This is a genomic window from Delftia sp. ZNC0008 (genome assembly GCF_000799035.1).
Taxonomy (GTDB): Bacteria; Pseudomonadota; Gammaproteobacteria; order Burkholderiales; family Burkholderiaceae_C; genus Comamonas; species Comamonas tsuruhatensis.
In genome coordinates this window covers 1-11,193 of the sequence record NZ_JTKZ01000346.1, presented here as the reverse complement: position 1 = coordinate 11,193, position 11,193 = coordinate 1, and the positions used below count along the sequence as shown (strand labels likewise).

The following is an 11,193-nucleotide window of genomic DNA, read 5'->3' as shown; positions in this document are numbered from 1 at the left end:
TCCTGCACTGCGCGCTGGTCCGTGGGGCCCAGCGTGCCCTGGGTGAGGGGGATGCTGGGGGCGGGCAGGGCGGGGGTGCTTTCTATGATTTCCTCGCCGGGCGACAGGCCCGGGCCGGGTGGCTCCGTGGGCTCGGGTGCGGGTTCAGGTGTCGGCGCCGGCTCCGGGGTGGCGGGTTGGCCGGGCTGTGCGGGCGGCTGCTGGTCAGGCCACCAGTCCTGCATGCGTTCCCGCAGGCGGCCGACCATGTCGGACCACCAGTGGCTTTGTTCGGGCGGCTCGAAGCGGGCCTTGGCGTCGATGACGGGGCTGCGCAGGGCGCGGGACATGAAGTCTCCCACCATGGGCAGGGCGCTGCGCGAGCCCTGGCCCCAGCGGTCGCTGCGCAGGGTGATGCGCGGGTCGTTGAAGCCGGCCCAGGCGCCGGTGACGATTTCCGGGTGCATAAGGATGAACCAGCCATCGGCATTGCCCTGGGTGGTGCCGGTCTTGCCGGCCACGTCGGCGTGGATGCCGTAGCGCTGGCGCACGGCCACGGCCGTGCCTTTGTCCACCACGGCGCGCAGCATGTCCACCAGGGCGTAGGCGTGGTCTTCGTCCAGCGCGCGCTCGGGCTTGGGCGGGCTGAATTCGGCAATGACTTTGCCCTCGGCGTCCTCGATGCGCGTGACCATCATGGGCGGCAGCCAGCGGCCACCGTGGGCCAGGCTGGCATAGGCGTTGACCATCTCCAGCAGTGACACCGGGCTGCTGCCCAGGGCCAGGGCGGGCACTTCGTCCAGCGGGCTCTGGCGCACACCCAGGGCGCGCGCCAGGCGCGCCACGCGGGCGGGGCCCACGGACTGCATGACTTCGGCGGTGATGGTGTTCTTGGAGTAGGCCAGGGCGTCGCGCAGCGTCATCTCGCGGCCCGTGGGTGGCGTGGCGTCGGTGGGGCGCCAGACTTCGCCGCCGGGCAGCTTGATTTCCACGGGGCCGTCCACGCGCTTGTCGTCGGGGGTGGCGCCCTGCTGCAGCGCGGCGCCATAGACAAAGGGCTTGAAGGTGGATCCGGGCTGTCGCCGTGCCTGCTGCACATGGTCGTAGGCGTCCTGCGTGAAGTCGCGGCTGCCCACCCAGGCCAGCACTTCGGAGGTGGCCGGGTTCAGCGCCACAAAGCCTGCCTGCACGCGCGTCTTGTCCTCGCGCAGCTGCTTCATGAAGGCCTTGTCGGCCAGCAGGGCCTTGAGGGTGTCTTCCTCGCTGTCCTTGTCCGTTGCCTTGTCCTTGCCTTGGCCGTCCGCGCGTTTGCGCGCGGCACGCCAGGCGGGGGTCTCTCGCACGAGTTGCTGCACCAGCGGGTTGGAGGCGTTCCAGCCGTCGCGCTGGCTCCAGGCGCCATTGGCCACGCCCTGCAGCGTGCGCGTCTGGCGCGCCACGGCCTGGTTGGCCCAGTTCTGCAGGCGCGAGTCGATGGTGGTGTGCACCACCAGGCCATCGGTGTAGATGTTGTAGTCGTTGCGGTCGGCCCAGTCGATCAGCCACTTGCGCAGATGCTGCGCGAAGTGCGGCGCCATGCCCAGGGGCTCTTCCTGGCGCTCGAAGTTGATGCGCATGGGGCGCTTCTTGAGCTGGGCGAACTCGGCCTCCTGCAGCACGCCGCGCTTGACCATTTGCGACAGCACCGTGTTGCGGCGGTACAGCGCGCGGTCGGGGTTGAGCACGGGGTTGTAGTAGCTCGTGCCCTTGAGCATGCCCACCAGCGTGGCGCTTTCCAGCACCGTCAGCCGCGCGGCCGGCTTGTCGAAATAGGTGCGCGCCGCCATCTCTATGCCGAAGGCGTTGTAGAGGAAGGGCACGGTGTTCAGATAGGTCTCGAGGATCTCGTCCTTGGTGTAGAGCGCCTCGATCTTGAAGGCCGTGATCGCCTCCTTGAGCTTGCGGTTGAGCGTGGGCGCGCGGCCGATCTCGGTCGGGTACAGGTTGCGTGCGAGCTGCTGGGTGAGGGTGGAGCCGCCCTGCGGATCGCCGCGCAGCGTGTGCACCACCGAGCCCAGCGTGCGGCGCCAATCCATGCCGTGGTGCTCGTAGAAGCGGTGGTCCTCGGTGGCGATCAGCGCCTTGATCACCGAGGGCGACATCTCGTCGAGCTTCACCCATTGCCGGTTGCTGCGCTTGAACTGCGCGAGCTGCTTGCCATCCGCGCTCATGATCTGGGCGGGCTGCTCCAGCTTGGCCTTGCGTATGTCGCGGATGCCGGGCGTGAACGGGATCAGGGCCAGCACATACAGCGCGAACAGCAGCGGCAGCGCAGCGGCGAACAGCAGCCATTCGCGCCGGGTGGGCCAGCGGTGCCACCAGGGCAGGGCCGCCACGCGCTGGCCGATGCGGCTGGCCAGCAGCCTTTGCCAGGCTGCGAGCACAGCGTTGGGCAGCTTCAAGTCATTGAAAGAAAAGCGCATATTGCAAGACGGCCCTGATGACAGGACATCAGGGCCGATAGGGCGGGACCATTCCGCGAAGGCTAGAGAATGCCCAAAAAAGCGGCACCCCGCTCGCGCGGGGTGCCTTGCCTATGGGCCAAGCCCCGGTATTGTCGGGCTGGCGTGTACTGGCGGGAAGTGCTTATTTCTCCAGCCAGTCGGACAGCTCGTCCGCGTGTTCCTGCTCCTGCTCCAGGATGGATTCGATCAGCCGGCGCGTGGTCGGGTCCTTGTCGCCGATCAGGTCGATCATCTGGCTGTAGGCCTCGATGGCCACGCGCTCGGCGATGAGGTTGGTGCGGATCATGGCCTTCAGGTCCGTCTCGCCGTTGTAGTCGGCGTGGCTGCGCTGGGTCAGCGTCTGGGGATTGAAGTCGGGCTCGCCGCCCAGCTGCACGATGCGCTGGGCCAGCTTGTCGGCGTGGGCCATTTCCTCGTTGGCATGGACCAGGAACTCGTCGGCAATGGCGGGCGAAGCCAGGCCCACGGCCGTGAAGTGGTGGCGCTTGTAGCGCATCACGCACACCAGTTCGGTGGCCAGCGAGTCATTGAGCAGCTTGATGATGTCCTCGCGCCAGGGCCCGAAATGCGGGGTCACGGCGCCATCGTCCAGGCTGCGCTTGGCAGCCTCCAGGGCCTTGGGGTCCAGCGCCAGGTGGCCGTTGCCGGGGTTGGATTTGGCTTGCTTCGTGGGGGTGCTGTTGGCGTTCATACAGGTGGCCTCTTCATCGTGGGACGGAAACTACGGCAGGCATGCGCCTATGCGGCTTGTAAACACCTGCCAGCGAAACGGGACCAGGCGGGCCGCTGTGCCCGCCTGTTGCCTTCCAAGGTAAGTTTTTGGCCGCCTGCTGTCTGTGAGACAAGTCCGCATCCCCATGCCCGGCCAGCGCGCCCCCGGGTGTCCCGGCGCTACCATGGATGCTCCACTTCAGGAGCACCGCATGAATGACACCGCCGCCGCGCCCCGCTCGGCCTACGACTTCGAGGCCACCTCCATCACGGGCCAGGCCGTCCCCCTGTCGGACTACCGCGGCAAGGTGCTGCTCATCGTCAACACCGCCAGCGCCTGCGGCTTCACGCCGCAGTACGCAGGACTGCAGGCGCTGCATGAGCAGTACGGCGAGCGCGGCCTGGTGGTGCTGGGCTTTCCGTGCAATCAGTTCGGTTCCCAGGAAAAGGGCAGCGAATCGGAAATCGCCAGTTTCTGCGACCTGAACTTTGGCGTGCGCTTCCCGCTCATGGGCAAGATCGACGTCAACGGCGCCAACGCCCACCCGCTGTACCGCTGGCTCACGGCCGAGGCGCCGGGCGTGCTGGGCACCAAGGCCATCAAGTGGAACTTCACCAAATTCCTCGTCGGCCGCGACGGCCTGGTCATCCGCCGCTATGCGCCGCAGGATGCGCCGGCCAAGCTGTCCACGGACATCGAGGCCGCGCTGGCGCTTTGATGCGCTGACCGCGCCTGTCCATCAGGGTTTCACGCAGGGCCGGCAGCGCGGGCCGGCCGCACGCCATGGTTAGCATGCTCCTTGACATCACAACAAGGAGACAACACCCGTGAAAGCCTTCCGCCGCACCGCCCTCGCCCTGCTCACTGCCTGCACCCTGCCCATGATTGCTACCAGCGCCGCCGCCCAGGACAAGCCCGTGGTCCAGTTCATTGCCACGGGCGGCACCATTGCCATGAAGATCGACCCGGTCAAGAACGCGCCCGTGCCCGCGATCTCGGGCGACGACCTGCTGGCCACCGTGCCCGACGTGGGCAAGTACGCGCGCATCCAGGTCAACAACCTGTCCAACGTGCCCTCCGACTACATGGACCCGGCCCGCTGGGTGCAGCTTACCCAGGCCGTACAGGCCGCGCTGGCCCGCCCTGAGGTGGCTGGCGCCATCGTCTCGCACGGCACGGACACGCTGGAGGAAACCGCCTTCTGGCTGGACCTGACCGTGCAGTCGTCCAAGCCCGTCGTGCTCATCGGCGCGCAGCGCAATGCCTCGGTGTCCGACTTCGACGGCCCGCGCAACCTGCTCAACGCCGTGCGCATCGCCGTGGACCCCAAGGCGCGCGACAAGGGCGCCATGCTGGCCATGAACAACCAGATCAACGCCGCGCGCTACGTTACCAAGACACACACGGCCAACGTGGAGACCTTCCGCTCGGGTGAATTCGGCTTTCTGGGCGAGGTCTACCCGGACCGCGTCAGCTTCGCCTCCGCCCCCGCGCGCCGCCAGCACCTGCCCATCCAGGCGCAGACCATGCCCGAGGTGGAAATCTTCCCCATGTACGGCGGCGCCAACGGCCAGGCCGTGCGCCAGGCGGTGGACCGGGGCGTCAAGGGCATCGTCATCGACGCCCTGGGCATGGGCAACATGAACGTCGCCATGCTCGATGCCGCCAAGTACGCCATCGGCAAGAACGTGCCCGTGGTCGTCAGCACGCGCGTGCACAACGGCCGCGTCATGCCCAGCTACGGCTTCGAGGGCGGCGGCAAGACCTCGTTCGAGGCCGGCGCCGTCATGGCCGACGATCTGCGCGCGCCCAAGGCGCGGATCCTGCTGATGCTGGCGCTGCAGTCCGGCGTGACGGGGCAGAAGGACCTGCAGGCAGTATTCGATCGCTAGTTCGACCGACAGGCCGCCGCAACCCTGCCGCGCAGGCCCTGGTCTTGCGCGGCATTTCTGGCGGGGCACCGAGGTGGCACACTGGCAGCCCCATATGCCAACCAGGGCGCACCATGCAGGATGACGATCTCGAATACGTGGGCTTCTGGGCCCGCACCGGCGCCGCGCTGATCGACACCGTGATCCTGCTCGTGCTCATGCTGCCGGCCCTGATCTCCATCTACGGATGGGAATACCTGGAGTCCGAAAAACTGTTGCACGGCCCGGCCGATTTCGTCATCTCCTGGGTGCTGCCTGCCATTGCCGTCGTCATCTTCTGGATCAAGAAACAGGCGACGCCGGGCAAGATGATCATCTCCGCCAGGATCGTGGACGCGCAGACCGGCGCGGACATGAGCACACAGCAGGCCGTCATTCGCTACCTGGCCTATTTCGTGTCCATCATCCCGCTGTGCCTGGGGCTGATCTGGGCGGCCTTTGACCCGCGCAAGCAAGGCTGGCACGACAAGATTGCGGGCACCGTGGTGGTCAGGCCCAAGCACCGGGGCGTGCAGCCGGTGAAGTTTCACTGATATCCATATCGCACTGCTCCAGCGCGCTGGCCGTTTGTGCCTCGGCCTGCTTCAACGCCTTCTGGCTGTCTGCCAGGCTGCGGGCAAGGCCCGCCCCGTGGCTCAATCCTCTTCCAACCCCGGCTCGTCCACCACGAAGCCCGAGCCGTCCTCGTCGCAGAACACGCATTGCCGCACGAAGCTGTCCATGCTGCTGGCGTGGAACCAGATCAGGCCCTGGTCTTCGTCGCAAAGCATGTCGGTCTGCTCGTCCACGCTGGCGGCGGCAAAGCCGCTCAGTTCCATTTCTTCGAGGAACTGCTCCAGGTCCTCGCAGCCCGCAAACAGCTCATGGTCCAGGCTGCCGATGCGGCCCTTGAAGGCGCCGTGCAGCACTTCCACGAAGGGGTTGCCGCCGGGGTCATGGCCAATGACCATGAAGTGCGCGGCAAACAGGTTCTCGCGCTGGTGGTCCTCCACGTCGCAGTGCTCCGAGCCTGCGCGGAAGTGGTGCAGGGTGCGCAGCCAGGCGTGGTTGTCGCCGGTCTCGTCGTCGGCCTGCAGGTAGTCCTCGCGGTCGGGCGCCGCTTCGAGCCGGTCGAAGTCCAGGCCGTTCTGCGTGATCAGGAACTGCGCGTAGGCGTCGGAGAAGCCTTGCTCGGCCTGGTATTCGCGCACCGCCTGGGCGTCGGGCAGGGCCAGGCCGAAGGGATTGGGAAAGCGCACTTGCATGGAGCGGTCCTTGAGAAGGAGTGAACGGCGGCCAGGCAGGCCGTGCCCGCAGGATGGTGCAGGCGTTGGGAGGCAGTTTGGTGACAGTTCTGTATTGAGCTGCAGAGCAGAGCAAAGCAGTGGCACGCAATGACTTCCCATATGTGCGTTGAACCCAGGCCTGCCTGCCCACAAATTGCACAGGTCTCAGACGTATCCGAAAGCACTCATAGAGGCAAGTACCCGTCCACCAGCGCTTGCACCACGTCCGCTTGCAGTACATCCCGCCTGCGCTTGATGGCCTCTCGCTCGCGCAGGCCGGCCATCCATCGCTTGAACGCGACGAAGGTTGCCGGGTGGACGGTATGCATGCGCGCCATGGCTCCATTGCTGGCGACGATGACGGCTGAAAACGGTGGCGCATCCAGCAGCACGTTGGCACGCCTGGCCTGGGCCACCCAGAAGTCTTCCTCGGCGTCGCTGAGTTTGATGGGGTGGGGATCGTCTGCCACACGTTCGCGACGGATGATGTCCACTTCAAAACCGTCTTTGTTGACGGCCGTGTAGAGCTGGCTTTTGCGCAGGCGGAACGTGCTGTCCACCTTCTTCAGTACGCCGAGCATGGAGCTGTCTACGCGGGCGAGTTGCGTGGCAAATTGCAGCCGCTTGCGGGTATCCCACAACAGGTCCATGTCGCGCGTGGCCAGGGCATCTGCCTGTAGCCGCAAGCCGGCTGCTGCCTCGTACGCGTAAAGCGCATGCGTTCCTACCACGCGAAAGTGCGGACTCAGCCCGGTGATCGACAGACGGTTGAGCAGCTCCACCACCAGCGGGTCCACCCTGCCTACGCGCAGCGCACGATTCAGTCGCTGGTGCTGGGCCAATGCGGCCTTGAGCCCGGCCAAACGCTCGGCGCTTTCCTGTTTGCGCTGCATGAAGCGTTCATAGATGGCTTCGGTTTCCGGCGTGCGAAGACCGAGGCTGGTTTCGGCGCCCGCAGGCGTGGTGCGGATCAGGTAGCTGGATTGAGGAGACGACGCCGGACCCGCATGCCAATACATGCCACCGCGTACTTGAGCCCCTTCATCCCGGGCTTCTTCCAGGGCTTCGAAGGTGGATACGGCGTCTATGTACTGGCGGGCCGCTGATGGCTGGAGGTCTTGCATTTCGGTATTTTTTTGAGAATTTCTCTTTTATACCGAAATTCTTTTAAAAACAACAGCCTAAGAGATTTTGAAACGCTTCGGATCACGAAGAAACCACCAGCCTCGAATGCCCCACGCCACCGCCTTTCTCCACCCGCACCTGCACGGCGATGCGTTCCTTGAGCGCCTCCACGTGGCTGATGATGCCGATCATCTTGCCGCTGTCGTTGAGCCGGTCCAGCGCGGTGAGTGCGATCTCCAGCGTGTCGGCATCGAGCGTGCCGAAGCCTTCGTCGAGGAACAGGGAGTCGATGGAGGTCTTGTGGCTGACCAGGTCGGACAGCGCCAGGGCCAGGGCCAGGCTGACGAGGAAGGCCTCGCCGCCCGATAGCGTGCGCGTGTCGCGCGGGGTGTCGCCCTGCCAGCTGTCGACGATGTCCAGTTCCAGCTCGCCCTCGGGCTTGCGGCGCAGCAGGTAGCGGCCGTGCAGGCGCGACAGGTGGAGGTTGGCCAGGTGCAGCAGGTGGTCCAGCGTGAGGCCTTGGGCAAAGCGCCGGTATTTGTCCCCCTTGGCCGAGCCGATGAGGCCGTCCAGGTGCTGCCACAGCTCGCTGTCGCTGGCCTGGGCCGCAATGCGCTCGAACAGGGCCTGCTGGCCCTGGCGGCGGCGCTGGTCGTCGGCCAGCTGGGTGCGGACGCCGCCCAGTTGTTCGCTGAGTGCGTTGCGGCGTTCCTCCAGCGTTTGCAGGCGGGCCTGGATTTCTTCGGGCGCCGCCTCGCTCAGGGCCTGGGCCTGCAGTTGCGCGTGCTCGCGCTGTGCGGCTTCGAGCAGGGTGGCAGCGCGCTGTTGTGCCGCCTGCAGTTGCTGGCGCAGCGCGACCAGGCGCTGGCGTTCGGGTGCGGGGAGCAGGGCCTGCAGGTAGGCGGGTTCGTCAGCAAAGGGACTGGCGGCCAGGGCGGCCTGCCATGCGGATTCGGCCTGGGCCGCTTCCTCGCGCTGGCGGGCCAGCGTGGCCTGGGCCTGTTGCTGCTGGCCTTGCAGGGCATCCTGCTGCCGCGTGAGAGCGGCGATGTCGCTGACGCATTCGGCCAGGGCCTGCGGCAGCTGTTCCAGGGGCGGCATGGGGAGTGAAGGCGGCTCTGCCACAGCCGTATCGACGGGATGGTGCTGCGCCGTTCTCTGCACCTCGCACTGTGCCTCCCACTGTGTTTCCGACTGCTTTTTCCAGCGCTGCGCATCGGCCTCGGCCACCTCGCATTCCTTGCGCTGCAAGGCCATCGATTGGGCCAGTTGCTGCAGGTCGTGCCGGGCCTGCTGCCAGTGCTGCCATTCGGCTTCGCGCGCTTCAAGCCAGGGCTGGGCGTCGTCGGGCAGGGTGTGGCCGGCCTCGCCGAGCGAAGCCTGCAACTGCGCGTTCAGCGCCTGGGCTTCGGCCTGCAGGCCGGCGATGGATTGCTGCAGTTCTTCGCGGCGTGCGCTGTGGTCGGCCAGGGCCTGCTGCTGCAGCGCAAGCTGGCCTTGCGCGGTCTGCAGTGTCTGGCGGCTGTGCTGGGCGGCGTCCTTGGCCTGTTGCACGGCCTGCTCGCCTTGCTCGGCGGCCTGCACGGCGCGCTTGAGCGTGTCCAGCTGCCGGGCGCAGGCCTGGGCCGATGCGGCGAGGGTGTCGGCCTGTTGCCAACTGTCTGGCGCGAGTTGCAGGGGTTGCGTGAGGCCCTGCCATGTGTCGTTCCATGTGACGTGCCAGCGTGCGATGTCCTGTTCCAGTTCGTCGGCCTGGCGCTGGCGCGCCGCCTGCGCGGCCGTGGTGGCGGCCAGCGTGGCGCGGGCGGTTTCGCCCTGGGTTTGCAGGGCGTCGAGTTCCTCCTGCTTGTGGCGCAGCGCGGCTTCGGTGGCCGAGGCGTCCAGCGCTTCGTAGGCGGCCACGGCCGGGTGCTCTTGCGCGCCGCACAGCGGGCAGGGCTGGCCGGGCTGCAGGGCGTGGCGGTGCTCGGACAGGCTTTGGATGCGCTGCTCCTGGGCCAGCAGTTTTTGCTTGTCACGGACCTGTTCTCGCACGTCTATGTAGCGCGTGCGCAGGGCTTGCCAGGTGTCCGTCTGCTGCTGCGCCAGTGCTGTTCCTTCGTGCAATTCCCGGGCCAGTGTCTGTTGCTGGCGCGCAAGTTCGCGGCGCTGCGCGGCCTGGGTTTCTGCCTGGCGCCACAGGTGCAGGCGGTCCTGCTCTGCCTGCTCGCGCGCGCGCAGCTCGGCCATGCCGCCGCTGCCTTGAAGGCGCTGCGCCTGTTCGTCCTGCGCGTGCTGGAGTGCGGCGCTGGCGCGGGCCTGGGCATCGGTGGCGGCTTGGACCTGGGCCGCGCCGGCTTCGACGCTTTGCGCCATGCGGGCCTGTTCGGCATCCAGCTTGCGCAGGGCCTGCTGCTGGTGGGCAGCCTGCTGTTGCTGGCTGGCGCGCAGCTTGAACTGCTGGCGCCAGCTGCCCAGGCGCTCGCCCAGCAGGGCATGGGCTGCATGGTGGGTGCAGAACTGTTCCAGCGTTTGGTGCTCGGCCTGCTGGCGGGCCAGGGTGTCTTGCGCAGCCTGGGCCAGGCGGGCGGACAGGGCCTGGGCATGGCGGTGCTGCAGCAGCAGGCGGGCCTGGGTCTGCTGTTCGTGCTCGCGCAGTTGCTGCAGTTGCTGGTGGCTGTCATCGCAGGCGGCGGTGCTGCGCTGCCAGGCCTGGTGCAGCGGCTGCAGCGCCTGCGCGGGCTCGTCATGGGCCAGGCTTTCCAGTTCTGGCGCGGCCTGCTCCAGTGCCTGTGCGGCGTCTGCGCAGCCGGTGCGGGCGGCCTGCAGTGTCTGGGTGGCCTGGGCCAGTTGCTGCTGCCATTGGTGCTGGGCCTGGGTGCGCAGGTAGTCGGCCTGCAGCGTGGCCTGCTCCGTCACCAGGCTGTCGGCCTGGGCCTGCAGGGCATCGCGCGCTTCGGGTGTCAGCAGCTCCACGCCATCGGCCTGGGCCTTGAGCTGGTCCAGGCGCTGGCGGGCGTCGCGGGCGCGTTCGAAGACTTTCTGCGAGATGAGGCCGTAGATCTCGGTGCCTGTCAGCTCTTCCAGCAGGCCGGCGCGCTCATTGGCATTGGCTTGCAGAAAAGCCGCAAAGCCGCCCTGGGCCAGCAGCATGGACTTGGTGAAACGCTGAAAGTCCAGCCCGGTGATGGCGGCGGTCTGCTCGAGCTTGTCGCGCGTCTGGCTGCTGAGGATGCTGCCGTCGCCCCGGGCCAGTTCCACCTTGGGCGCCTGCAGTGCGCCATCCACCCTGTCGCGTGCGCGGCGCTGGCTCCAGAAGGCTCGGTAGACCTGTCCCTTGACCTCGAATTCGACCTCGGCCAGACAGTCGGCCGTGTGGCGCGTCATGAGGTCGTTGGCGGATGCCGAGATGGTCTTCAGGCGCGGTGTCTCGTGGTACAGCGCCAGGCAGATGGCATCGAGCAGGGTGGACTTGCCCGCGCCCGTGGCCCCGGTGATGGCGAACAGGCCGTTGCCCGCGAACGGTGCCTGCGTGAAGTCGATGCGCCATTCGCCCTTGAGCGAGTTGAGATTCTTGAGCCGCAGCGTGAGGATCTTCATGCGCGGGCCTCCTCGCCGTGTTCGCCGGCGCCTGGGTGGGGCGCATCAAGCCCGGCCACCACCTCCTGGTAGCGCCGGGTGAGGGCCTGGGCCAGGCC

The 11,193-nt window shown here is 67.2% G+C and carries 8 protein-coding genes; 3 read left to right on the top strand and 5 right to left on the bottom strand.

The genetic code is table 11. From position 1 onward, the window contains the following. A partial coding sequence (locus L995_RS11590) for a penicillin-binding protein 1A (RefSeq protein ID WP_047471819.1) occupies nucleotides 1–2,441 on the bottom strand: 2,441 nt, incomplete at its 3' end. Between the two features lie 163 nt (nucleotides 2,442–2,604). Further along, nucleotides 2,605–3,174 (bottom strand): ferritin-like domain-containing protein, encoded by a 570-nt coding sequence (locus tag L995_RS11585; protein ID WP_017405563.1) that lies wholly within the window; start codon nucleotides 3,172–3,174, stop codon nucleotides 2,605–2,607. Between the two features lie 232 nt (nucleotides 3,175–3,406). On the opposite strand from L995_RS11585, the gene L995_RS11580 reads away from it, so the two are divergent. From L995_RS11580 to L995_RS11570, 3 genes are all read left to right on the top strand, one after another. Next, the gene (locus L995_RS11580; RefSeq protein ID WP_047471818.1) at nucleotides 3,407–3,913 is read left to right on the top strand and encodes a glutathione peroxidase; all 507 of its coding nucleotides are present in this window, start codon (nucleotides 3,407–3,409) and stop codon (nucleotides 3,911–3,913) included. 109 nt (nucleotides 3,914–4,022) lie between these two features. Beyond that, the gene (locus L995_RS11575) at nucleotides 4,023–5,087 is read left to right on the top strand and encodes an asparaginase (protein WP_016452086.1); all 1,065 of its coding nucleotides are present in this window, start codon (nucleotides 4,023–4,025) and stop codon (nucleotides 5,085–5,087) included. A gap of 113 nt (nucleotides 5,088–5,200) precedes the next feature. Beyond that, entirely contained in the window at nucleotides 5,201–5,659 is a 459-nt protein-coding gene (locus L995_RS11570; RefSeq protein WP_047471816.1) for an RDD family protein, read from the top strand. A gap of 102 nt (nucleotides 5,660–5,761) precedes the next feature. On the opposite strand, the gene L995_RS11565 is transcribed toward L995_RS11570, so the two are convergent. The 3 genes from L995_RS11565 to L995_RS11555 all read right to left on the bottom strand — a co-directional run bounded on the left by L995_RS11565 (nucleotide 5,762) and on the right by L995_RS11555 (nucleotide 11,095). Continuing rightward, nucleotides 5,762–6,370: a hypothetical protein gene (locus L995_RS11565; protein WP_047471814.1), complete on the bottom strand. Its 609-nt coding sequence runs from the start codon at nucleotides 6,368–6,370 to the stop codon at nucleotides 5,762–5,764. Nucleotides 6,371–6,576: 206 nt separating this feature from the next. Next, the gene (locus L995_RS11560; protein ID WP_026062422.1) at nucleotides 6,577–7,515 is read right to left on the bottom strand and encodes a GSU2403 family nucleotidyltransferase fold protein; all 939 of its coding nucleotides are present in this window, start codon (nucleotides 7,513–7,515) and stop codon (nucleotides 6,577–6,579) included. 82 nt (nucleotides 7,516–7,597) lie between these two features. Beyond that, nucleotides 7,598–11,095, bottom strand: coding sequence for an AAA family ATPase (locus L995_RS11555; RefSeq protein ID WP_047471811.1), 3,498 nt, complete (start codon nucleotides 11,093–11,095; stop codon nucleotides 7,598–7,600). Between the last annotated feature and the right edge of the window lie 98 nt (nucleotides 11,096–11,193).